The following is a 24,077-nucleotide window of genomic DNA, read 5'->3' on the forward strand; positions in this document are numbered from 1 at the left end:
GTCGTGAGAAGGCCGGACGAGAGGAAGAGGGCATCGTGGTATTCCGTTCTGGGGTAGAGCCGACGAGGTGGGCTGACGGTGCCCTGTTCGGGGTGACGTCGGCGGGAGGATCCGTACCGATATCCGGGACGGTGTTATGGGAAGTAGCGTCTTGGTCAGATGCTCGAAACGTTGCACGACGAGGTAGCAATCACACCGCCCTCCAGGTTCCGCAGGCGATGACATGCACCATCGGATGGGAGGTAGCGGCGGGGTCGAAACCGCAAGAGAACAGGGATACCTTTGTCCGCAGTGTGCGTTCGTGGTCCGAGCAGAGCGCGTGGCTCCAGTCCATCAAGGCTCGCAGGGTGCGCTGGCGGGGTAGGGCCGCGCGGCTGCCGGATGTCAACAGCGTGAAGCGATTCACCCATCGCGCCAGCAGTTCTTGGAGGGTGATTGTGGGCAGCCAGGCGACGGCAAGTTCGATGGCAGGCGGCAGCCCGTCCAGCTGGTGTACCAGTCGCCTACGGTCTCTGCGTTGTCCTGCGTGACGGTGAAACCGGGCAGTACGGCCGAAGCGCGCTGCTTGAACACGACAACCGACGGGAACTGGAGCAGCTCCCTCAGCAGCGGATGATGATCGGGGGCCGGGGGACCGATGAGGTGGCATCGGCAAAGTCTGTTCCCCATTTACTCCCAGTCCATGCCGGCCAGTGGTCAGGATGCGCAGGGAGGGGTCTGCTCGTAGCAGGAGGTTGATGGTTCGGGCACAGGCCTCTGCGTCGCAGTTGTCCAGTATCAGCAGGATGCATCGGTTGCGCAGGTGGTCAGTGACCGCCTCGATCGGGAGGCGGCCTGACTGGGTCTGACGATTGAAGACGTGGGCCAGGCTCTGTGCCAACAACCCTGGATCCCGCAGGTTGGGCAGCTCTGCAACGTAGACACCATCGGGGAATGCTCGAGCGGCTTTCGTGGCCACACGCAGCGCCAGGCGTGTTTTGGCTGCGCCGCCGGCCCCTGCCAAGGTCACCAGTCGCGATGTTGAGAGCAGACGTCTGACTTCAGCTACTTCGTCGCTGCGGCCGACAAACGTGGTGAGGTCCGCAGGGATGTTAGTCATGTCGCCCGATACGCCCCGTGCTCTGTACCTCCGACGGAGGTGTTCCCAGTGTTGCGAGATGCGTCGTGTGCAGAGCCCATGCTTGGTCTTGAGCCGTCCTTCTCTACGGGCCCAAAGAGACGAGCGCTCTCACGTTACGTCGCACACGGGGAAGTTAGGCTCCCTCCGCATGTCGGACCAATGGCCAATTGAGTTCATGTTTATGTGGCCATTTGTGTGGCGCATACCGGGAACCGGGCGATAAGGGATAGGAGATGGGTTTCCCGGCTGGGCACTGCCGGGCGGCCCGCACTACGAAGCGGGTGGTGCACAACGGCAGTCGGCCGTCCCGCCGCTTGACGTCGGGGCGGCCGACCTCTGCGCCGAGGTCCGCATCGGGCCTCGCCGGCGAGGGCCGGCCGCATTCCTGCTTCGCGGTCGGAAGCCTTCCTCAACGGCCCATCGGCTGCCCGCGATGCGGATCAGCTCGTCCAGCGTGGTGTCGGCCGGACAGTAGGCGATGTAGTAGGAGATTTCCTCGGGCCTGCTCACGCTGCGGCGGGCGAGGACCCAGTGCCGATGGTCCTCCCGGTGCCAGGGCCTCACTTCGACGCGGGCCCAGTCGAAGATCCGTCGACCGTGGGCTCCTTCACCGCCGGAGCGGCGTTTCCACTTCTGCCGTGGCAGGCCGGGAAACAGCTCGTGCACGGGGTGGTCGATGGACCAGCGGGTGACGACGGTGTCGTGCCGGGTGGTGGCCATGACGTGGAAGACGTCGGCCTGCTCCAGCTCGAACCGCCAGCCCTTGCTGTAGCCGTACGCGGCGTCCACCGTCACCCAGCCGAACGGGATCCGGTCGGCGATGGCCCGGCGGACCATCGCCTTGGCCATCGCCACCTTCGTCTCAAAACCGACCGTGTCGTCGATACCCGCCCGAAGGCAGCACTCGCGGTCGTCCGTCCAGGAGGTGGGCAGATACAGCCGCCGGTCGATCAGCGTGCGTCCGCGGCTGGTGGCGTAGGCGAGGAACACACCGATCTGGCAGTTCTCGGTGCGTCTTGCGGTGCCGGAGTACTGCACGCCGGCCGAACGGGTGCCCTTCTTCAGGAAGCCGGGTGTCATCGACGATCAGGACAGCCTCGCGATCTCCGAGGTGTTCGACGACGTAGTCACGTACGCCGTTCAGGACCTTGTCGGCGTCCCACTCGATCCGGTTCAGCAGCCGGTGGATGCGATCGGGGCCCGTGTGCCCGGCTTCCTCCGCCAGCGTCCAGCCGTTCTTGCGCTGCAGCGGCGCAACCAGCCCCCGCAAGTAGGCCAGCGCCGAACTGACGCGGCCCCTCCCGGTTGAACCTGTGCAACGAACCGCCCATGCAGAGCACCCAGTTCACCCGCCCGCAACCTGACACCAGCAAGGTCCCCACCCATAACCACACCAACGACTGAGCCCGGCCAGCAGTCACGGCAAGTACCGTTGCAGTACTAGTGTGTGGACGAACATCAGTCGCAAACAGGGATCGGAGCAGCGGTGACGTCAGGGGAGAACGGGCTGCTCGCTGGCCGGTACCGGGTGATTGAGCAGCTCGGCCGTGGCGGCATGGGCATAGTCTGGCGCGCCTTGGACGAGGTGCTCGGCCGCGAGGTCGCCGTCAAGGAGCTGCGTTCCTTCACGGATTCGTCGGGCCAGGAGCTCGCCGACCTCAAGGTGCGGATGCAGCGCGAGGCCCGCGCCGCCGCACGCATACGGCACCCGGCCGTCATCGCAGTCCATGACGTCACCGAGCACGAGGGTCGCCCGGTTATCGTGATGGAGCTCATCGACGGCCCTTCGCTGGACGACGTGCTCGCCGAGCGGAAGGTCATCGACGCACGCGAAGCAGCCAGCATCGGTGCCAAGGTGATGGAGGCCCTGGGCGCGGCCCATCGGGTCGGCGTCCTACACCGCGACGTCAAGCCCGGCAATGTGCTGTTGGACCGTGGTGGCCGGGTCGTCCTCACGGACTTCGGCATCGCGGTGATGGACGACCCGGCCGACGGCTCCCCCACCCATCTGACGCGCAGTCGCGAAGTGGTCGGCTCGCTGGACTACTTGGCTCCCGAGCGGGCCCAGGGCCAGAAGCCGGGGCCCGCGTCCGATGTCTGGGCGCTGGGCGCCACGCTGTACGAGGCGGTCGAAGGCTCGGCGCCGTTCCGCCGCACCTCCGCCTGGTCGACGTTCCAGGCAATTGTCGTGGAGCCGCTGCCCGAGCATGATCGGCATGGCGCCCTCGGTCCCGTACTGCGGCAGTTGATGCACAAGGACCCGGCGCAGCGTCCCGACGCGGACACCGCGGCGCGGCTGCTGACCGCCGTGGCGGCCGGGAAGGACCCCACCGTCTCGTCCGTGCCGCTCGGTGGGGCGAAGCCGCCCCTGCCGGATCCGGCGACCGGTGTGCCGGTCGTGCCCAACGCCGGGCCCCACCGGCCGGAGGGCTTCGGCCCGGCCGTACCGCAGGCTTCAGCGGCGCAGTCCGTCGACATGCCTGACCCGGCCCCCGCAGCCGCTCCTGCTCCGGAGCCCGCGTCGAGTGGCCGGGGACGCGGTCGCGGTCGCGGTCGCGGTCGCGGTCGCGGTCGCGTGAGGATGCTCGTCGCGGCCGGTGTCGTCGGCGTCCTACTCGCCGGAGGGGGCGTGACATACGCCCTCCTCGACTGGGGCGAGGCTGACGATACGGAGCGCGCGGGCGGCAACGCCAGCGCGCTTGATGTGAATTCGAGCCCGCCGACAGCTCCTGGTGCGAGAGGGCAAGAGGGGAAGAAGGAGAGCCCGAGCACCAAGCCCACGGATCTGAACGTAAAAGCGTCGCCCCCGCAGTCCGCCAAGCCACTCGCGCCCGGTGGGGGACCGGGAGCGTCGGACTCTGGTGGGACCACGGGCGGGAGCTCTGCCTCCGGCGGATCGTCAGGCACAACCGGTGGCGGGTCGACCGGCAGTTCCAGCACCTCGGGCGGCGGCGAGACCGCCGCCCCGAGCGGCGGTTCCAGCACTGGCGGAGGCTCCGACTCCGACCCGATGCCCGACTGCGACTCGATCGGCGGCGGCAAGTACAGCTGCATGGTCTGGCGCGAAGCGAAGTCGTACACGGCGTCCGGCACCGAGAAGGGCGTGATGCGCTTCGGCCGGCACGACTTCTACTGCCAGCAACTCCAGGGCCGCCGTGAGACGGACGGAGGGGTGACCAGTATGTGGTGGGCGAAAACCGACGACGACAGCGGCAACACCAACGTCTTCGTGAGCGACGTCTACATCGAGGGCAGCGAAAGCGACGAGCCCTTGTCAGGTCTACCGACCTGCTGACGGCGGGATCTCGCCAGAGCCGCGCGGGATCGGCACTGTCTCCAGCGTTACCTGCGTGGGCTCGCCGTCCGTGCCGTCGAGTCGGCGGAACAGACGGTCCGAGGCGGTGCGGCCGAGGGCCGCGGCGTCCTGGGCGATGCCCGTGAGCACAGATCGGCGACTTCAAGCCGAGGTGTTCGACGACGTAGTCGCGGGCCTCGTCGCGTATGGCATCGGCGTCCCAGCGGGCGTATCCCACCAGGCGCTCCATCGGCGATCGCGCACGCCCGCGTCGACCGGACGCGAGGGCGGTGCGCCGCCGTCTGTCGGTGACGTCCCCTGTTCGTACGCGATCAGGTGCTCGGGTGCTGCACTTGGCGGCTGGCCCGCTCGCAGCCGCTGTGTGCACCGGCCGCATGATCTTCTACCCTCTCGGCGAACTCATCGTGCGCATCGGCAGCGTCACCGACCCGCCCACCGTCCAGATCACCCGCGGCGTCCAACCCCACCTCCCCGGCCTCCCCGGGCCTGACCCAAGGCCGGGCAGTTAAATAACCGCCGTCACCAGGAGATCAATGATCAGCACGCGCGGCAGGCGCAGGTGCAAGGGCGCATTCTCCAGGAACTGCAACGGACTACGTCACAGTCGGCAGACGAACCTGGATCGCTGCGCCGCCGGGCAGCTCGTATGCAGGACCGGATCGCAGAACTGCAGGAACTGGTCGATGCCAACGACGTGAGAGCGGAAACGGAAAGCCGCCTCAGCCGCGCCGCGCTGGACATGACGGACTGGGCCCGCGAGCTGGATCTCGAGCCTGCAGACGAGGCTGAAGAAGTCCGCATTGGCCTGTCTCTCCTCAACGTCTTCCTGCGCACTGAAACCAGTCGTATCCCCCTCACCCGCATCGGTAGCGCGAAGAACTGGATCGGGTACCACCTCGTGGCGCACCTGGCCCTGCACGAGCGCCCGAGCTACGGGTAGGTGGCGAACCGGCCCATCTACGTCGCCCTGGCGGGTCACGGTGGACGGCACACGCGACATTCTCGGCCTGTGGGCCGGGCGACGGCGGTGAGGGTGCGAAGTACTGGCTCCAGGTCCTGACCGCAAGAACCGCGGAGTCGAGGACGTGTGCATGGTCGTCTGCGACGACCTCAAGGGCCTGCCCGACTCCATCTCGGCGGTCTGGCCCCAGGCGGTCACCCAGACGTGTGTCGTCCACTTGATCCGGGCGTCGTTCCGCTACGCGGGCCGCCAGGACTGAGGCAAGATCTCCCGCGCGCTCAAGCCTGTCTACACGGCCCCGACCGCGAGCGCGGTGGAAGACCGGTTCCTTGAGTTGCAGGAAGAGTGGGGCACCAAGTACCCGGCGATAGTTCGGCTTTGGGAGAACGCCTGGGCCGAGTTCGTGCCCTTCCTCCAGTTCGACACCGAGATCCGCCGCGTCGTCTGTACCACCAACGCGATCGAGAGCGTCAACGCGCGCATTTGCAAGGCCGCCCGCGCCCGTGGGCATTTCCCGAACGAGGCCGCAGCCCTCAAATGCGTCTACATGGCCATCATGAGCCTCGACCCCACCGGACAGGGACGCAAACGCTGGACCCTGCGATGGAAGCCCGCCCTCCAGGCCTTCGACATCGCCTTCGACGGCCGACTCTCCATCGGCCGCCGCTAACGCACACCACCCGGGTTACTCCGTTGGCTGGACAGACCCGTGGCCGGGTCAGCCTGCCGGCTCGCCGAAAATGCCGCCATTGCCGGTGCCGCCGTTGTCCGTACCGCCGTTGGCCTCACTCGGTGTACTGGACGGACTCCGGGTCCCAGGAGGGTTGCTCTGGCTCGGGGTACTGTCCCCGCTGCCGAGGCCTGCTCCTGAGCCTTGCGATGAGGAGGTATCGGCAAGGTCCGACAAGGTGGGTTACGGATGTCGACCGGTCCGCCAATGCTCATTGGCTTCCACGACGAAACCAGTCTGCGCCTTCTCACCGAACACCTCTGCCTCCGCCAGACAGGTGCTGGCAGGAGGGCGGCTGCTCTGGGTACAGCCGCCGCTCTCGCAGCCGAATGCCCAGCGGGCACAGCCTCCGCTGTCTCGCCTGCGCTTCACCGGCGTGCTGCACACCTGGGGCTTCGCGCTCTACCAGGCCAGCAACGACAGCTACAAGGACACCATCCTGCTCAGCGGACTACCCGTCGGGCTCTCCAGAGGAAGCCCTCGACTGCACGGGCGACCTCTACCTCACGGCACTGGCCACCTGATCAGCGCCCCTCAACGAACTCCTGTGGAGCTGGAGTTCCGCAGGAGGTCTCCCCGATGCCATTGGACGGGCGGCGCAGGCCGGTCCGGCCATCCCCGTCCCCCGACTACCGGCCGCCCCGGGGTCAGGCCTCGGAGTCCGGAAGCCGCCGGTCGAAGGGCATCAGATGCCGCTCCCAGCCGGGCGATCCGGCCAGGGCGTCGGCGGCCTCGGGCGCGCGCAGGAGGCAGCGGTGGCGCAACAGCCCGCGCCGCTCGCAGGGCGTCAGGAGCCTCTCCTCGCGGCTGAGATTCTTCGGGTGGTCGGGGTGCAGGTCGGCCCTGCCGTCGATCGTGCGATCCCCCGCCACATTGAGCCGATCGCCGGCCGGGGTCGGTAGTCGAGGCGGAAGTCGGTGCGCCACTGGGAATTGCTGCCCCAGCCCTGGGACAGGTCGACCGTTGGCCGGTGGCGGCGCCGGAAGGTCCAGTACAGCGGCGAGCGGTCCGCGACGCCGCGCTGCGCGTGCTCGACGCCGGCGCGGATCCGCACGCCGGCCCGGTTGAACAGCAGCTGGCCCAGCATCAGGCCGGGCCAGAGGACCTCGGTGATCTCGATCGGCGCGTGCGGGTCGTCGGCCTGTTCGACCTCGACGATCTCGTGGAGGAACGGGTCGAATGCGTCGCCGTCCTCGAACGGCGTCATGCCGAGCGAGGTGAACACGTCGAGGTACTCGCGCTCCGAGAGCAAGGGCCTCGGGTTCGGGGAGACGGGCTCGTCGGAGGGAGGCTGGGAGCAGCAGTCGGTCGCTGACCCGGTGCAGGGCGTAGAGCTCCCACACGAGTTCCTGGCCGTCGGGCTCCGTTTCCTTCTCGGCCCACCATGAGCCGTCTTCGGCCGCCGTGGCCAGCCAGGCGCGGTAGCCGTCCGGGGCCCGATCAAGCCACGGCACGACGATCGTCTCGTACGGCTCCACCCCCTCGTACGACGCCAGGGCTTCGTACAGTTCCCGCGCATCCACCCCGTAGGACATGCCAGGAGCCTACGGGAGGCGCCAGAGGCGTCTGACCGGACCGCCCCACCCGCTGGTAGGGCTCGGTCAGCTTCATTCGTGGGTGGCGCGTTTGTTTGCGGGTGGGTGCCGTTGAGTTGGTGTGACACCTGAGGAGATGGCCTCGGTCCGGGAGGACTTGGAGGCGTTCACGGCGGAGTTGTCCGACGGGTTCTTCCGTGCGGGTCAGCGGCGGTGGGGGCAGGCGTATGTGCGCGGGCTGCTGCTGGAGGGGCGGCGTAAGTCGGTGGAGCCGATGGCGGCCCGTCTGGGTGAGTGCCTGTGTCAGATCCGGTGATCTGTAACGATCTGTAATGCCTTGCACATTCTGTCATATCTGGCTTTCATCAAGCTTGGCGCCCAGGAGGTGATCAGGTAACCCGAGCTGTCTCTGCCAGTGAAACCGAGTAGCTGTTGTCGTTCCGATCTTGAGGGGTGCGCGTCGAACGGGAGTCTCGATCGGGTGGTTGCCGCCGACTGCGGGCATGAAGGCAGGGCCTCTTTGCAGCTCGGGGTTGCGAAGCCAACCGAGATCCAGGAGACCCTGTTGCCGCAGTTCTACGTGCTCACGCCGGTGGAGTTCAACTCGGTTGCACCGTCGTGTGATTGTGTCGCTCACCGGTTCGGAGACGCGGCCGATCACCCGGAACGTGTTCGGCGCTATCCCTCGGACATGACGGACGCGGAGTGGGCCGTGGTCCGGCCGCTGCTGCCGGTGCCCGGCTGGCTGAGCGGCCGGGGCGGACAGCCGGAGGCGTACTGCCACCGGGCGATACTCGATGCAATCCGCTACCTGGTCGACAATGGCATCAAGTGGCGGGCGATACCGACGGACTTCCCGCCGTGGGACCGGGTCTACGCGTTCTTCCGCCGCTGGCGCGACCACCTGCCGGTCAAGGAGTTCCACGACCGGCTGCGCGCCATGGTCCGCGAGAAGCTGGGCCGCGACGTGGAGCCGACGGCTGGGGTGATCGACTCGCAGTCAGTCAAGGCGGACGCGGTCGTCGGCGCGGACAGCCGCGGCTTCGACGGCGGCAAGCTGATCAACGGCCGCAAGCGGCACGTCGTGGTCGACACGCTCGGCCTGCTGCCGGGCGTGATGGTCACCGCCGCGGATGTCGGCGACCGCACCCCCGCCCACGTGCTTCTGCGGCAAGTCGCCGACGCACACCACCGGTTGGAGCTGGTCTGGGCCGACGGCGGCTACACCGGCAGCCTCGTCACCTACTGCCTCACCGTGCTCGCCCGGGTCCTGACGATCGTCAAACGCAGCGACGACATGCGCGGCTTCGTGGTCCTGCCCAAGCGGTGGATCGTCGAGCGCCTCTTCGCCCACCTGATGCGCACCCGCCGCCTGGCACGCGACTACGAACGCCGCACCACCAGCGCCGAAGCGATGATCTACTGGTCGATGACCCTGCTCATGTCCCGCCGCCTGGCCCGGCCACACCCTGCACGAGCGTGAACCGGCCCGGCTGCTGCTCGGCCAGCCAGCCCCGCGCGACCAGACGTTTCGCCTTCGACCGCAGCGCCTCCACCCGCGCCGGCACCACGTCCATGCCGAACACCGCGGCCATCTCCTGGCAGGTCAGCGGCCCTTGATGGAGCCGGGCCCGGTCCGCAAGCACTTCCAGCATGCGCTGGTAATCCACCGACAGCACCGACCAGGCCAGCCCCTCACGCCACACCGGCACCTGCGACTTCGACTTCGCCGCGGTCGGCGCTGACGATGTCTCCTCGGCCTGCCCCATGGCCGGTGCTGTCCCAACGGCCTGGGCGTGGCTATGCCCGAGCTCGTCCACGGGGGCCAGCACCTCGCCGACCCGCGAGCGGGCGATGGCCCACTCCTGCCATTCCCGCTCGGCCACGGCCAGCTCGGCCTGGATACGGTCGGCCTCCTCCCTCGGCCCATCCACGCGACGGCGGGCGGCGACCTCACGCTGTTCCAGCAACCCCACGACCGACGGCATCCACGGCCTCCACCGGAGCGACGACACGACACGCCACCACTCCCACGGGAACACCCGCTCTGCCCGACCAGCGAAAACGCAGTCCTCAAGTCCGGAAAGACAACAGCGTCTGAGGTTCTCGGGCCCTTGTTCTTGCGCTTGGCGAAGGCACTCGGTGGGTGAAGAAGTGGTAGGCAGTACGTAGTTGCACTGATGCAGGCAACCCTCAGGCCCGCTAGACAGGCTGGTTAGTCCCGGAATGTATGTCGCACGAGGAGTACCTGTGATGTCTGTGCCCGATCCGATCGCTGACCTTGAGGCGTGGAAGCGTGAGCTGGCGAACGCCTTCGAGGTCTTGTTGGGCAAGCCGCTTGACGAGTTCCCCATGAAGAACGAGTACGCGTTCTACTACTGGGATGACCTGATGCAGTACGACATCTTTAGGAGTCTCGTCAGCGGTGGGGTGGACTTGGATGCGGTCGCGCGTGGCGGGCTGGTCGCTGGTGGCTCACAGCGCGAGGACGGTGTCCCGTTCGACCGGGACCGGTGGTCTCTAGATCTCGGACGGTCGACGTGGCTGCTCACGGAGGAGGCACTTGGTGCCGACGGAGGGTTTGGCCAGGCGATCGGCAGGGCGCTGCGGGCAGTCTCGGCCGCTACCGGAGTTCCGTACCCGGAGCGGGCTGTGTCCGGTGCGGACTTCGCACGTGTATTGGCCGCGCACGGCGGGGTACTGGACGAGATCGACAACAACGAGCTGATCGGAATGGCGACACTGTTTCTGCGGATCGGCACCGACGGAACATTGTTCGACGCGATGCGTGCTGCCACATGGACCATGGGTGGCCCAGACAGCCTCGTCGGGTTTCAGGACGAGGTTGAGGTCGAGCCGGAGTGGGACGAGAACCTGAGCCGGATCCCAAACGACCGGTTGCGCGACCACCTCCGGATGCTGTCTCTGACAGAGGAGGACGCCTGCCGCGACGGCGCGTACTACCTCGGCCCCGGCCAGTACCCGGCCGGCGACTACTTCAACCGGATCGCCGCCCAGCCCGGTTACGAGGCGATAGCCGGATGGGAGTTCGGCGAGGGGCAGGCGTCCTCGGCGATCTTCAGAATCAAGTAGATGCCGCTGAACCTGCTGCTCGCATGCGTAGGGCCAGGTTAGTGATGAGCACCCGTTCCGGCGGGCGAGATCACCGCAAGGTGGCGGGAGCCACCTGGCCGATGACCGTGCCTCCGCGGCCCTCAACTGGCGGCTGTTCCTGCCCGCATCCTGGGATCCCGCCTCGCCGGAGGCCGATGCGGTCAAGGTCGCCCGCCGCGGACGCTGCGGGATTCCCGCACAGGCGGGACATGTGGAGAAGTGGCGGCTGGCCCTGGACATGATCCACGAGACCCGGTTGTGGGCATCGACATTTCCCTCGTCGTGGCGGATGCCGGATACGGTGATGCGGCCGCTTTCCGCCTGGGCCTGGAAGAACGCAACCTTCCTGGCGCCGTGTGAGAGACCGTGTTCAAGCTGAAGGAGCTACTGCCCCCGGCGGTCGTGGACGTCGCTGTGCTGTCAGTGGACGTGGACGCCGAAGCGGTGCGGACGGACGTGAGGGGTACCGCAGCGGGTGCCACGTGCCCGGGATACGGGACGCGGTTCCGACCGTGGTGAGTGCTCCTACGTGTGTAAGCGGGGGACGAAGCGATGTCCTCTGTCTCCGGGTCCGCCCCTTCACATGCCCGTACGCCGGATGCGTTCGGGTACGTTTCATCGAGCGGATACCCGGCTACGGCCTCACACGCAGGCCCAGCCAGCGGACAGAGCGGCTGCGAGCCCGCCTGGTCCGCGTCTTCCCCAGCGCTGTTCCACTTGGGTGTGTCCGCCACGTCAGGAGCCCGCAAGGGTGGACCATGGGCCGCTCCCCGGTCAGGGAAGGAGCTGGCGTACCAGCGCGTCCGCGGCCCACTTCTCCCACCGTGGGGGAGACCAGTCGCGGCAGGCGACGAGCAGGCCGTAGGTTTCCGGGCCGAGGACGGTCGATGCGATGTCGGCCGCCGACTCGACGTCGTGGCCGTGCCGCAGGGATCCGCCGGTCTTCGTCACCAGTACCTCGGCGAAACGGAGTTGCACGGTGCGCCGCTGCTCGTGGTTGACCCGCCACAGTTCAGCGAGTTCCGGATCCGCGGCTGCAGCGCCCCGCACGACCTCGAGGATCGGAGCGGCCCGCTCAAGGACGCGCCGGGCCCCGGCGGCCTGAAGGGCGAGCTGGGCGGCAGGGTCGGGTTCGTCGATGACCTCGCGCGCCCAGGGGCGGTCGAGGGTGGCGACCGGATCGCTGTCACCGGCGACGGCGGTGTCCAGCAGTTCCCTCAGCAACGTCCGCTTGTTGCCGAAGGTGAAGTACACGGTCTGCACCCCGACTTCCGCGGTGCCGGCGATGTCCTCGACGGTCGTCCCGGCCCACCCCTTGCTGGTGAAGAGCCGAGCAGCGGCGTCGAGCATCCGTTGCCGGGTGCGGCGGGCCTTCTCCGCCCGGGTCATGGGTGCGGCCACAGGGGTCCTCCTCGTGCTCACGTTCTCCCGAGGTTTTGACTGTAGTGAGACTACAGTGTAGTTCATTGGAGCATGACTCCAGTGAAATCGAGTGGCCCGCACGGTGGGCGGATCCTGGTCGTCGGTGGCTACGGAGCCGTCGGTGCGACCGTGACGTCCGCGCTCGGCGATTGGTTTCCCGGCCGGGTCGTGGTCGGGGGACGCAGCGAGGCCAGGGTCCGGCAGCTCGGTGGCGTGCGCATCGACGTCACGGATCCGGCCGGTTTCCGGCAGACGCTAGACGAGCTGGGTGACGTGGCCGTGGTCGTGCTGTGCGTCGAGCCGTCCGGCCCCGGCGTGGCACGGGCCTGTCTGGAACGCGGCGTCCATCTGGTCGACATCGGAGCCACCCGGCGGTTGCTCGAGGGCGTAGCGGACCTGCATGACGTTGCGGCCCAGGGCGGAGCCACAGCAGTGCTCAGCGTCGGTGTCGCCCCCGGGCTGACCAACCTCCTCGCCCGTCGGGCACACGAAGCCGTCCAGGGCGCTGAGCGCATCGACCTCACGGTGCTGCTGGGGAGCGGCGAGCGGCACGGCCACGACGCGGTCCGCTGGACGGTCGCGGGTCTGGCCGAAGCCGCGTCGGCTCGCCCGGAGCGGACCCTGGTGCCCGGATACGGGGTGCGCACCGCGCACTCGTTCCCGTTCTCCGACCAGCACACGCTGCCCCGCACGCTCGGAGTGGGACAGGTGACCACCCGCCTGTGCCTCGACTCGTGGCTGTTGACCACGGCGCTCTTCGGGCTGCGACGCGCCGGGTTGCTGCGTGCCGCCCGTCGGGAGGGCGTACGGCGGGCCCTGGTCGGCACGTTCAGCCGGGTCCACATGGGTGGCGACGGATTCGCCGTCCGGGCGGACGCCTGGCGAGGCGATCGCCACGCGGCGTATGTGCTCGGCGGACGTGCACAAAGCCGCGTCTCCGGACTGGTCGCGGCGTACGTCACCAGGGAGCTGCTCACCGGCACCCCGCCCGCTGGGGTCCATCACATCGAACAACTGCCCGCCCTGGCATCGCTCCCGGAGTCGCTGGCGGAACACGGTGTCGTCCTGCGACGCCTCGGCGAGGCGCCATAACTCCGGCTACGGGGGCGACTGCGGACCGGACACGTGTATCTCCGGGGAGCGGGACGGCAGGCGACCATCGGTGTTCTGGCCTTCGTGCTGGTTCGGCCTACTGCCCGATCTCCGAAGCCGACTACCGCCGTCCCTGCTCCTGCCCTTCTGCGGCCGTCGGCTCACGCGGGCGCGGTTGCACGCGGATATTCGGCTCGCGCGAGGTCACCGGGCCGGTCCGCCGTAGGGGCGGCGCCCGGGCCCGGCCTTCTGGCGGCCGCATGTACGTAGACCTTTCAAGACGATGGTCTGGCGGCTGCTGGGCGTCAGGATCGGCCGCCGGGTCTTCGACGACGGCTGCTCGATCACCGAGCGGACTCTCGTCAGCATCGGTGACGGCCGTACCCTCAACGCCGGGACGATCATCCAGTGCCACTCGCAGGAGGACGGAGCCTTGAAGTCCGACCGCGCCACGATCGCCGCGGGCGTGACCTTCGGCGTGAGCGCGTTCGCCCCTACGGCACCACCGTCGGCGACCAGTCGCAGCTCGCCGCGGACACCTTCCTGATGAAGGGCGAGGAAGTTCCACCGCATGCACGGTGGGGCGGAAACCCGGCGAGAAGCGGCAGATACCGCGTCTCCGTTACCAAGGGCGGGGCTGGGCAGGATAATGGATCGCATGGCTCCGCAGTCCTCACCCACCTCATTGCCGCCCGCCGCCGACGTTCTGCGGGAGCGGTACACGGCTCGTCTTCCCGCCTCGCTCGACGAGCTCTCCGGACCCGCGCAGGGCCGGGTTGAGCTCCCGCTGCATATCGCCTGGTCAGGCCTTCGCGCCTACGATCTGGACCGGCTGCGCCAGCGCATGAGCCTGTACCGCACCGTCCTAGCCGAGGGCCAGCGCGACGATCTGATCACCCTGCTCAACCGGGATCTGCTGGTCGCCCAGTGGCCCGTGCTGCGCACCCTGATCAGCAGGCACATCCGCCTGGTGTGGGAGGACGCCTTTCCCGCGCTCGCCAGGCGGACGTCGACCGCCGCGTGAACCTCAGTGAGCTCCACCGCCGGCTCTTGGCCGACGTCCTCGCGATCGGCACGCCGTACCCCTTGATCATCACAGGTGGATACGCAGTCCAGGCCCATGGGCTGGTCGACCGGCTGAGTCAGGACCTTGACGTCGCCACCGAGAATCCAGCTCCCATAGCGGAGATCGTCCATGCCGTCGAGCACGGTCTGATCCAGCGTGGCTGGGCCGTCACGGTAGTCAGCGTGGACCCGCTCTCCGCACGCCTTGTGGCCACTGTCCCCGCATCCGGCGAAGACTGCGAAGTAGACATCCTCAAGGAGAACCTCTGGGCACCGCCCGTGGAAACGGAGTACGGCCTGGTGCTCGCTCTCCCCGACGTCATCGGCACCAAGGTCCGCGCCCTGGCCGACCGAGGCGCCGTAAGAGATCTGATCGACGTGCACGCCGCTGCCGAGCACCACACCACGAACGACCTCGAACGGCTCGGCGAACGGCACGGCCGCGACGAGTTCCGCCTCCAGGACCTCCACGACCGTCTCGCCGGCACCGAGTGGTACGACGACGAGGAATTCGCCGCCTACGGACTCACCGAGGACGAGACCTCGCTCCTGCGGGCCTGGGCCCAGCAATGGGCAAACGACCTCAACCAGCGGCTCGACACAAACGAGGACGACAACGACGTCTGACAAGAGCGGCTGGTCAATCAGGCCTGAGACTCAGACAGCCGTCCGGTCTGCCTGCCTCCGGCCGGGGAAGCGAATTCGACATCCGCGATCCAAGCTGAGCCGCCTACTCGAGGTTGAACTCGACCTACGCGTCAGCATCCGGTCGGTGCAGCGCCGGTGGCGGGCGTGGGAAGAGGGCGGTCCATCTGCTCTGCGGTCGCAGGGGCCGACGGCGCTGCCGAGACTGAGCGAGAAGCAGTTCACGCAGCTCGAGGCGGAGCTGGCCAAGGGACCCGGCAGCGCCCGGCTGGGAGGACCAGCCTGGCTCGTCTTCGAGGACGAAGCCGGGTTCTCCATGACGCCGCCGCAGGCGAAGACCTGGTCACAGCGCGGCCGGACCCCGGAGGTGCTGGTCCGTGGCCGTTCCCGCAGACGGGTCTCCATCGCGGCGCTGACCTGCTACAGACCTGGCCACCGGTCCCGGCTGATCTACCGGCCGCGCCGCGACGACGCACGCCGCGACGGCCACAAAAGCTTCTCCTGGCGCGAGTACCGGGACCTGCTGATCGCCGCACACCAGCAGCTCGGCGGCCCGATCGTGGTCATCTGGGACAACCTCAATGTCCACAAGGCCACCGATCTGCGGGAGTTCGCCGCCTCACGGGACTGGCTGACCATTTACACGCCGCCCTATGCACCCGACCTCAACCCGTGGAAGGGATCTGGTCGCTCCTGCGACGCGGCTGGCTCTCCAACGTCGCCTTCAGCACCCCCGAACACCTCGTCCAGCGCATCCGACGCGGCCTACGACACATCCAGTACCGCAGCGAGCTCACAGACGGCTGCCTCGCCGAGACGGGCCTGTCCATCAAACCCACCTGAGCAACGACACGACATCACGAGTTCAACCTCAGTAGACGGCTGTCGGGCATTTTCGGCGGCGGTGACCAGGGCGAACCGGAATTTTCTTCAATGCTCCACCGTCGGCAAGTGGCATCCTGAATGTCGGCAGGAAGCCGCTGAGCACGGTGGAAGAGCATGACAAGGCAAGCCAGCAGCAAGATCGACTACTTCACGTCGGCCGCGAGCGGGATCGAGTTCCTCCTCGGCCGGCTGGACGGGTACCGATACTCCCCCCACATGCACGACACCTTCATCGTCGCGGCACTCTCCCACGGCGTCGGCGCGCTCTCGATCGGCGGCCGGCCCTACAGCCCACGGGTGGCGCAGTTGATCTTCTGTAACCCCTTCGAGGTCCACGACGGCTCGGCGCGCGGCAGCGGTCTGACCTACCGGGCCAGCTATCCGTCAGAACCTCTCCTGCACCGCATCGCCAATGAGAGCGCAGCGGCTCCCCTGCGCGGGGCGGTCCGCTTTACCGAGCCTGTGGTGGACGATCCTGTGGGCTCGGCCATGTTCCTTAAAGCGCACGAGAGTTCACGGCGCGGTGAATGCATACTCGAGGCAGAGGAACGCCTCTTCACCACGTACGCATACTGCCTGTCGCGCTATGCGGGCGTCCGCTTCGCGGAAGCCGGCCAGGAGGACGGCCCCATCGATCGTGCCGTAACGCTGCTGTGCGACGACTACGCCGCCAAAGTCACGCTTTCGGACCTCATCGATGAGGCGAGAGTCCCACGGCAGCAGCTCATCAGCGCGTTCCGCCGCCGGACGGGACTCACGCCGCATGCTTTTCTCGTCAATCGGCGCATCATCGCCGCGAAGCAGCTCCTACGCAGTGGCGAGAAGGCGTCGACCGTGGCGGTGAGTACCGGTTTCAGTGATCAAGCCCACCTGATCAGGACGTTCAAAGCGCGCATCGGTGTCACGCCCGGCGCCTATCAGCAGGCCGTTCGGGAACGGTGACGGTCTGCCGGCATCCCCCTCCTTTCCCTTGCAACGCCCCTACGGGCCACCCTTTTGGGAGTACGCATCATGTCCAGGCGCCAGCCGGAACCGTTTCGCATCAAGGTCGTCGAACCCATCCGGATGACGACGCGGAGCCACCGCGAGGAGGCACTGCACCGCGCAGGCCTCAACCTCTTCACCCTCAGCAGCGACGACGTCTACATCGACCTTCTAACCGACAGCGGCACCGGAGCGTTGAGCGATCGGCAGTGGGGCGGCCTCGTCACCGGCGACGAGGCGTATGCGGGCAGCAGAAGCTTCCACCGGCTGCAGGGCACCATCTCCCGGATACTCGGTTTTCCCCTGACCATTCCCACGCATCAGGGGCGGGCCGCCGAAAACATCCTCTTCCCCGAACTGGTCGCGCGCTGCGCGTCGCCCTCGCCGGTCTTCATCTCCAACTTCCATTTCGAGACGACCAAAGCGCACGTGGAACTCACCGGTGCGCGGGCCGTCAACACCCTGACCCCCGACGCACTGGACACCGGCACGTACCACCCGTGGAAAGGAAACTTCGACACTCCGGCGCTCATCTCCGCCATTGAGCAGCACGGAGCCGCGAACGTGGCCGGCGTCATCGCCACTATCACCTGCAACACCTCCGGCGGCCAGCCCATGTCGGTCGCCAACCTGCGCGAGGTCTCGTCCCACTGCCGCAACCTGGGCATTCCAGTCATCCTCGACATCGCACGCTTCGCCGAGAATGCCTGGTTCGTCAAGCACCGCGAGGAGGAGTTCAAGGACAGCGCCATATCCCACATCGTGGCGCAGACCATGGCATGCGGAGACATCGCCGTCGCATCCGCCAAGAAGGACGGCCTGGTCAACATCGGCGGCTTCTGCGCCTTCCGCGAGGACGGCGAGCTGTACCAAAAGGCCCAGCAGCGCTGCCTGCTGACAGAAGGCTTCATCACGTACGGAGGGCTGGCGGGCCGCGACATGGAAGCACTCGCCATCGGCCTGGAGGAGGCCATCGATCCCGACTACCTCGCCTACCGGACCGGACAGGTTGCCTACCTCGGTGAGCGTCTGCGCTCAGCCGGCATCCCGATTCAGTACCCCACGGGAGGCCACGCGGTCTTCGTCGACGCCGGGGCCATGCTGCCCCACCTGGCCTACGACCAGTTCCCCGGGCACGCCCTCGCCTGCGCGCTGTACCTGGAGGCGGGCGTCAGATCAGTAGAGGTCGGGTCACTGCTACTCGGCCGCAACCCGGACACCGGCCTACAGGAGAAGGCGCCACTTGAGCTGCTGCGGCTCGCCATACCACGCCGCGCCTACACCAACGACCACATGGACTACGTGGCCGACGCACTCATCGAGGTGGCGGCCAAGTCAGCCGAGATCAACGGCATCCGCTTCGACTACGAGCCGCCCGTGATGCGCAACTTCACCGGCCGTTACCGCTGGATCTGACCAGCCCCACTACGCGCGGCAGCGGCCACGCCCGCAATAGCGACCTTCCACCGTCGAGCCTCCGCGACCATGCAGGCCGGACCGCGTGATGCCTCGAACTGGGGCTGGCCGCCGCCGTGCCCGGCCCCCGTACCCCGACGGATGCCGACGACCGATCGAGCACGGAGACGCGATAAGGGACATCGCCGATCTCACCGACCCGCGGATGAACGAGGCAGCCTGGCGGGCGCTCGACCTGATGCGCGCCTCCGCCGCCCGCGACCGCGCCCGAGTCGTCGAGCACCTCGCGCAATTGGAGGCGGGCCAACGGGAGTACGCCGGAAGCGTGCTCATCACGATGTACAACGACACTCGCCAGGTCCTCAACGACACCGGATGCCCCTGCAACCCGGCGACCGTGGTGGGTGAGGTCGACGCGGTGGCCTGCTTCGCGCGGGCCGTGGCGTCGGGCGATGCGCTGGTAGGAGGCGGCGAACTCCGGCGACAGTTTCGTGGTGGACGGCTTCACACAAGATCCACAGGAGCCACTCCAAGGACGTGGTTGGATCTCACCGTGAATCTGATTCGAAAGTTTTCGCCGGAGCAGTACGCAGGTGCTCTGGACGCGTGGGAGTGGGCTGGTGTCGGAGCCAAGGTCCCGCTCTTCGCATCCCCGTTCGGGGACCTCTTTCTCCAGTCCGACGACGGCTGCTGGTTCCTCAGCGTCGTGCACGGCACGCTGACCCAGTGCTGGGACAGCGTCGAGGATCTGCGAGCGGAGCTGGACACGCCGGAGGGCCGGGAGCGGTATCTGATGGCCGGACTGGTCCAGGAAGCCGAACGGGCCGGGATCGTTCCCGACGCCAAACAGATCTACGACTTCAAGTACCCGCCGATCGCCGGTGGTCCTATCACGGTCGACAACGTCCACGCCCTCGACTTCGTGGTCAGCGTCAACGTCGCCGGTCAGATCCACGGACAGGTAAGGGACCTACCGGAAGGGGCCGAGATCTCCATCTCCACGGACAGGAAGGCACTCGGCTGGGCAGCAATCGAGACGGCACTGCGCGACCTCTACGGCGACACCGAACCGGTGGGCACCTACGCGCCCAAAGTGCCCTACTCAGCCGGTGGCCCAGATCCGTTGGACGCGATCCGGATCTACGCTCGGGACGAGCCGCGACCGCACTGGCACCTCATAAGCTTCGGCATGTCCGAGCTCTATGAGAAGGTAACCGACGACCCAGAGGAGTCGGGCTGGGGGATTGAGTTCAGCATCCGGGTGGCCCGGGGTCCACAGGACGAAGCGCCACCGAACTGGTCGGCCGTGCTGCTGCAGCAACTGGCCAGGTACGTTGTCACAGAGCGGCCGTTCGCGCCCGGCCACACGATCCATGTGGCCCGAGGAACGTTCAACGACCGGCCGGACCAGGACACCGGCACTCCGACCGAACTCGCAGCGCTCGCGTTCGTCGCCGACCCGCAGTTGGCCGTGCTGGAAACCCCACACGGCCGGGTGACATTCCTACAGGTCGTAGCGTTGACCGAGACGGAGTACGCCGAAGCCAAGGGCGGTAACGCGGCGGCCGTGCTAGAGCGAGTCGAGCGAGACGTACCGTTGCACATCGTGGACCGGGACCGGCCCAGCGCCCTGTGACGGCCTCGGGGCCGAATTACACAGGGGCCCTGACGGGTCGCCTCCACTCCTGTCGCCCATAGCCGTGGACAGATCGAGTACGCACACCAACGTTGACTCGTTCGAGCCCGGCCGCGGGGATCAATGAAAACCGTGGTTGGCCTGAGGTTGATCATGGCGCAGATTTGGCGGCTGTTTCATAGGTGGTCGCTCATGAAACAGCCGCCCGTCCGCCGGTCGACTTGCGGCGATCATGCTTCATGAGTTGTTGCAAACGGCTGGACGCCTGAAACGCCCTCATGAAACAGTCGGGGGCTGTGAGCGACGACTTCAAGAGCGTGGAATTGCACGACTGCCCGATGTCCACCTGTGCCGCCCCCGCGGGCTCCCCATGCCGGACCGGCAAGGGCAAGGTGGCTATCCAGTACCACACCGCCCGCTTCCGCCTCGTGCCCCAACTCGCTAAGGCGCTCAGCGTGCCGACCCCCGCCGTACGCAAGCCGGGCTCGGCGTGGACCGAACTGCCCCGGCCCGTACGCGTCGGCACCGAAGCGGTCGGACACGTCCGCCTCGGCTACGCCCGCGCCTCGACCGCCCGGCAGTCCCTCGACGCACAACTCGACTCCCTCAGCGAGGCCGGGGTCACGCGGGTCTTCTCGGAGAAGATCTCCACCCGCGCCACCAAGCGTCCGGAACTGGGGGCCGCCGTGAAGCTCGCCGGGGAGATCCGCTCCTCCGGTGTCGCCGTCACCCTTGTCGTGCACGAGCACAAGCGCCTCGGCCGCGGCATCGAACTCGCAATGCTCGCTGAGGAGCTGAAGGCGAGCGACGTCGGACTGGAGTTCCTCGCCGGAGAGCTGAAGGGCTCCCACGACCCGTCCGGCATCGTGTTCACCGTGCTCGCGGCCATGTCCGGCATGGAGCGCGAGTACATCCGCGACCGCACCCTCGAAGGCCACGAGTCCGCGCGGAAGCGCGGCAAGACCATCGGCGGCGCCGGGGTCACCGACGACGACATGCTGTCCATGGCCCTCCACCTGCGCGACCAGGAGATGAGCCTGCGCGACATCGCCAAGCGGCTCGTCATCACCACCGGCGCGAAGAGGGGCCAGCACCCCTCGCCGGCCACCGTCATGCGGATGCTGCGGGAGCACGACGAACAGGCCGCCACAGCGGCGAGCGCCTGAGCATCCGGTTGGTTTGCGGCTGGTGTCTGAGCTAGGACTCCAGGGCCTTCCTTGGTCACTCCAGCAATACCCGCCGGTACTCTCGCCGCCTCCGGACAGCCGACTCTGCATCGAAAGTGACGCGTTGCTGCGTCCCTGGCATCTCGCCGATGCCGAAGCCGTCATGCCGACGGAACGTGTGGAGCAACACCTGCTGCTCGGCGAAGACCGTCGCTACCCCGGCGAGGCCCCTGGCTTGTCAGGATGCCCTCGACAGCACCCCGACCTCGCAGCCGAACCCGACCGCGAAGCGCCCGCCCGGTGCCGCTGCGAGTGAGTGCACGGGGAATGGGAGCAGGTGGTCGGTACCGGCTGAGCACCCTGCGGTGAGATCGCGGAACCGCACGGTGCGGTCATCGCCGAGGGCCGCGACGAGCCGTCCGTCGGCCATCGCTGAGACCGCCAGTGTGTTGCCGGAGCCTGACTCGGCGGCCTGGGCGTCGCGGATCTGCTGCCCCGTGGACAGGTTCCACAGGCGTATCGTCCGGTCCCGGCTCTTGCTGATCGCGATGGGAACTCCGCCCAGGGTGGCGGTGGCCACGGCGGTCACCCAGTCGGTGTGGCCGGTCAGGGGTTCGCCGAGCTGTCGGCCGGTGGCGATGTCCCACAGTCGCACCGTCTTATCCCAGCTGCCCGTCACTGCCACGGGCTGTCCGTCGAGAACCGTGGTGGCGGCTGCGGTAATACGGCTGGAGTGGCCGGTGAGAGGTGCGACCAGGGGCTGTCCGGTAGTGAGGTCCCAGACGCCCACGACGCGATCACTGCCTGCGGTGAGGGCGACGGGCAGGCCGTCCAGGGTCGCCGAGGCCATGGCCAGGACTCTGCCGTGGCCGCTGGGGAACGGACGGTGGACGGTTTGGCCGGTGGCGAGCTCCAAAATGTGCAGGGTGGCGTCGGGAGCGGCTGTGACGACGACCGAGTGTCCGCCCACCACCGCCGTCGTCATGGCGGACACCTCTGCGCTCAGGGAGTCGGAGGTCTGCGAGCCGGTGGTCAGGTCCCAGGTGCGCACGGCGTGGTCGGCGCCTGCGGTGACGAGCACGGGGACACCGTCAAGGACCGCTGTGGCGACCGCCAGGACGGATTCGGTGTGTCCGGCACGCAGTCGGCCGCCATCTCCCCGGGCAGCGGTGAGGTCCCAGGTGCGCACCGTGTGGTCTTCCCCTGCGGTGACGGCGACACCGCGTCCGTCCACCGTGGTCGTGGCGACGTCCCACACCTGTCCGGTGTGTCCGGTGAGGGGCTCACCCTCCTGTTCGCCGGTGGCGAGATCCCAGGCCCGTACGGTGCGGTCGCGGGATGTCGTGACCGCCAGGGTGCGCGTCCCGACCGGGGTGCTGGCGATGGCCCACACCCGATCGGTGTGACCGGTCAGCACACTGCCCGCAGGCGACGGGTCGAGCGTGTGCCAAAGCGTTACGGTGCCGTCCGGACCGGCGATGAGGGAGACGGGCGTGTCCCCCAGCACCAGGCTCCGGGAAGCGGCCCTCAAGCACTCGGCGGCGAGCAGGCCGTTCGTCCGGGCGGAGATCAGGCGTGCCAGGTCGACGGGGTCTCTCGGATCGCTCCTGATCAACTCCTTGCCTGCGGCTGCTGCCAAAGGGATGCTGCGAATGCTCCGCGTGCCGTCAGGGCCTGTGGGGTCCATGAGGCTCGTCGGCAGGTCCCAGAAGCGCAGGGTGTGGTCCACGCCCACAGCGAGCGCGACACAGCGCTCTTCCAGGATCAGTGTCGCGGACGGGCCGTCGGGAAAAACAACAGGGGCGAGGTCGCCGACGAGTTCCGGTGCGCCCTCGTAGTGGGAGCTGAGGACCACGACCCGACCATCGACGACCGTCAGGGCTGACACTGTGTCGACGACCGCCAGGGCTGACACTGCGTCACCGTACTCGGCATCCGCCAGCAACTCCCGCAGGTCGGCTGCCAGAAGCACGTGGCGGTCCAGATCCCACACACGGCCCGCCTGGCCCTCTTCTTTGGTTACGGCGATGTGCCGTCCTTCGAGTGTCCACGGGCCCTCGGCCGGCAGGCACTCGCCGACCTCGCGGCCGGTGGCCAGGTCCCACACCTGTGTGTGGTCGTCCGGTGGACACGTTACAACGACCTTGCGTCCATCCAGCTCCCCTATGTCCACCATCCAGGGGAACACGCCGAGCCGACTGCCGGTTGCCTGGTCCCACACACCCAGCGTCCGGTCCGCCTCGATGGCCAGCACCACGTGCCGGCCGTCCAGGACCAACCGCGCCAGCCCCAGGGCCAGTTCGCCCGCAGAGCGCCCCGTCTCCGGATCCCACAGCCTCGCGGTCCCGTCAGTGTGGCACGTGAGGACCAGGGGGTGCCCGTCGACCACCACCGTGGCCAGGGCCACCAACTCGGGCGACAACGACGATATGTCGTCGGGAGGAGCTGCCGTCAGCGTATGTAGCCGTTCCCCCGTCGCCAGGTCCCAGACACACACCGTCGCGTCGCGGCTCGCCGAGACAACAACCGGACGCCCGTCGACGACCACCGTCGCCACTGCGACCACGGGGCCTTCGTGACCGCTGAAGGTACGGAGCAGCCGAGGGTCGGACGCGGAACCGCACGTCCAGTCCGCCCGCCAAGAGGCAGGCTCATGCGAGGAAGTCGCTTCCCGGGACACGTGATCAGATCTTTCCATCATGGCCCCAAAGCTATGGGGCCGCACTGACAACGACTTTCGGAGTGCGGGCCGCTCGGCATGGTGTCGAGGGCGCGCCCGCGTTGGCGTTCAGATCCTGCGCTGTCGCGCACTTCCTGGCCGTCGGGCCGGACAGACACGCCGGATAGCCAGCCGCGCCATGGATTCGTACGTGGATGAGCGGGGTTCCCTGCGCCACTTCTGATTCGTACGGTGGCCGTATGCGCAGGGACCGGGTGCCCCAGCTGAAGCTGGTCGTGGTCACGGACGACGACACGGGGCCGAGACTGTG

Annotated in this window: 16 protein-coding genes and 7 pseudogenes; 17 read left to right on the forward strand and 6 right to left on the reverse strand. The window is 67.8% G+C overall.

Annotation, left to right across the window (positions count from 1 at the left end; translation table 11 throughout):
- Nucleotides 1-1,496: 1,496 nt before the first annotated feature.
- Nucleotides 1,497-2,506, reverse strand: a pseudogene (locus ACZ562_RS37270) (IS701 family transposase); the annotation flags it as partial.
- Between the two features lie 100 nt (nt 2,507-2,606).
- On the opposite strand from ACZ562_RS37270, the gene ACZ562_RS37275 reads away from it, so the two are divergent.
- A complete protein-coding gene (locus ACZ562_RS37275) occupies nt 2,607-4,415 on the forward strand; it encodes a serine/threonine-protein kinase (protein WP_471188909.1) in 1,809 nt (602 codons plus the stop codon).
- Here ACZ562_RS37275 and ACZ562_RS37280 read toward each other — a convergent pair.
- Nucleotides 4,401-4,562 (reverse strand): annotated as a pseudogene (locus ACZ562_RS37280) (LacI family transcriptional regulator); the annotation flags it as partial. The gene ACZ562_RS37275 and the pseudogene ACZ562_RS37280 overlap by 15 nt on opposite strands.
- 248 nt (nt 4,563-4,810) lie before the next feature.
- Here ACZ562_RS37280 and ACZ562_RS37285 point away from each other — a divergent pair.
- The 3 genes and pseudogenes from ACZ562_RS37285 to ACZ562_RS37295 all read left to right on the forward strand — a co-directional run.
- A complete protein-coding gene (locus tag ACZ562_RS37285) occupies nt 4,811-4,945 on the forward strand; it encodes a hypothetical protein (protein WP_471188912.1) in 135 nt (44 codons plus the stop codon).
- A 137-nt stretch (nt 4,946-5,082) separates the two neighbouring features.
- On the forward strand, nt 5,083-5,376 hold the full coding sequence (locus ACZ562_RS37290; RefSeq protein ID WP_471188915.1) for a DUF3732 domain-containing protein: 294 nt from the start codon (nt 5,083-5,085) through the stop codon (nt 5,374-5,376).
- Nucleotides 5,377-6,067, forward strand: a pseudogene (locus ACZ562_RS37295) (IS256 family transposase); the annotation flags it as partial.
- 847 nt (nt 6,068-6,914) lie between these two features.
- Here ACZ562_RS37295 and ACZ562_RS37300 read toward each other — a convergent pair.
- Nucleotides 6,915-7,379: a hypothetical protein gene (locus tag ACZ562_RS37300; protein ID WP_471188917.1), complete on the reverse strand. Its 465-nt coding sequence runs from the start codon at nt 7,377-7,379 to the stop codon at nt 6,915-6,917.
- Between the two features lie 419 nt (nt 7,380-7,798).
- Between ACZ562_RS37300 and ACZ562_RS37305 the strand changes: the two are divergent.
- Nucleotides 7,799-7,957: pseudogene (locus ACZ562_RS37305) on the forward strand (transposase); the annotation flags it as partial.
- A 396-nt stretch (nt 7,958-8,353) separates the two neighbouring features.
- Complete coding sequence (locus tag ACZ562_RS37310) at nt 8,354-9,145, forward strand: IS5 family transposase (protein WP_471188919.1); 792 nt, start codon at nt 8,354-8,356, stop codon at nt 9,143-9,145.
- On the opposite strand, the gene ACZ562_RS37315 is transcribed toward ACZ562_RS37310, so the two are convergent.
- Nucleotides 9,102-9,650, reverse strand: a complete 549-nt coding sequence (locus ACZ562_RS37315) for a hypothetical protein (protein WP_471188921.1) — start codon at nt 9,648-9,650, stop codon at nt 9,102-9,104. The genes ACZ562_RS37310 and ACZ562_RS37315 overlap by 44 nt on opposite strands.
- Before the next feature lie 265 nt (nt 9,651-9,915).
- On the opposite strand from ACZ562_RS37315, the gene ACZ562_RS37320 reads away from it, so the two are divergent.
- Nucleotides 9,916-10,755, forward strand: coding sequence for a hypothetical protein (locus tag ACZ562_RS37320; protein WP_471188923.1), 840 nt, complete (start codon nt 9,916-9,918; stop codon nt 10,753-10,755).
- A gap of 79 nt (nt 10,756-10,834) precedes the next feature.
- Nucleotides 10,835-11,121: pseudogene (locus ACZ562_RS37325) on the forward strand (transposase); the annotation flags it as partial.
- A gap of 429 nt (nt 11,122-11,550) precedes the next feature.
- Here the strand turns inward: ACZ562_RS37325 and ACZ562_RS37330 are convergent.
- Entirely contained in the window at nt 11,551-12,177 is a 627-nt protein-coding gene (locus ACZ562_RS37330) for a TetR/AcrR family transcriptional regulator (RefSeq protein WP_471188926.1), read from the reverse strand.
- An 81-nt stretch (nt 12,178-12,258) separates the two neighbouring features.
- Here ACZ562_RS37330 and ACZ562_RS37335 point away from each other — a divergent pair, with 81 nt between their 5' ends.
- From ACZ562_RS37335 to ACZ562_RS37375, 9 genes and pseudogenes are all read left to right on the forward strand, one after another.
- Complete coding sequence (locus ACZ562_RS37335; protein WP_471188928.1) at nt 12,259-13,290, forward strand: saccharopine dehydrogenase family protein; 1,032 nt, start codon at nt 12,259-12,261, stop codon at nt 13,288-13,290.
- A gap of 271 nt (nt 13,291-13,561) precedes the next feature.
- Nucleotides 13,562-14,070: pseudogene (locus ACZ562_RS37340) on the forward strand (hypothetical protein); the annotation flags it as partial.
- A complete protein-coding gene (locus ACZ562_RS37345; protein ID WP_471188962.1) occupies nt 13,976-14,314 on the forward strand; it encodes a hypothetical protein in 339 nt (112 codons plus the stop codon). The pseudogene ACZ562_RS37340 and the gene ACZ562_RS37345, both read left to right, overlap by 95 nt.
- On the forward strand, nt 14,311-14,982 hold the full coding sequence (locus tag ACZ562_RS37350; protein WP_471188930.1) for a nucleotidyl transferase AbiEii/AbiGii toxin family protein: 672 nt from the start codon (nt 14,311-14,313) through the stop codon (nt 14,980-14,982). The genes ACZ562_RS37345 and ACZ562_RS37350 overlap by 4 nt, the downstream gene beginning before the upstream one ends.
- A 121-nt stretch (nt 14,983-15,103) precedes the next feature.
- A pseudogene (locus ACZ562_RS37355) lies at nt 15,104-15,843 on the forward strand (IS630 family transposase); the annotation flags it as partial.
- A 156-nt stretch (nt 15,844-15,999) separates the two neighbouring features.
- On the forward strand, nt 16,000-16,827 hold the full coding sequence (locus tag ACZ562_RS37360; RefSeq protein WP_471188933.1) for a helix-turn-helix domain-containing protein: 828 nt from the start codon (nt 16,000-16,002) through the stop codon (nt 16,825-16,827).
- Between the two features lie 69 nt (nt 16,828-16,896).
- Nucleotides 16,897-18,285 (forward strand): tryptophanase, encoded by a 1,389-nt coding sequence (locus tag ACZ562_RS37365; RefSeq protein ID WP_471188935.1) that lies wholly within the window; start codon nt 16,897-16,899, stop codon nt 18,283-18,285.
- Nucleotides 18,286-18,490: 205 nt separating this feature from the next.
- On the forward strand, nt 18,491-19,921 hold the full coding sequence (locus ACZ562_RS37370; protein WP_471188937.1) for a suppressor of fused domain protein: 1,431 nt from the start codon (nt 18,491-18,493) through the stop codon (nt 19,919-19,921).
- 296 nt (nt 19,922-20,217) lie between these two features.
- Entirely contained in the window at nt 20,218-21,087 is an 870-nt protein-coding gene (locus tag ACZ562_RS37375; protein WP_471188940.1) for a recombinase family protein, read from the forward strand.
- 238 nt (nt 21,088-21,325) lie between these two features.
- Here the strand turns inward: ACZ562_RS37375 and ACZ562_RS37380 are convergent, their stop codons facing one another.
- Nucleotides 21,326-23,788, reverse strand: coding sequence for a WD40 repeat domain-containing protein (locus tag ACZ562_RS37380; protein ID WP_471188942.1), 2,463 nt, complete (start codon nt 23,786-23,788; stop codon nt 21,326-21,328).
- Nucleotides 23,789-24,077: the final 289 nt, after the last annotated feature.

The sequence above is a fragment of the Streptomyces sp. NPDC040410 genome, assembly GCF_055595715.1.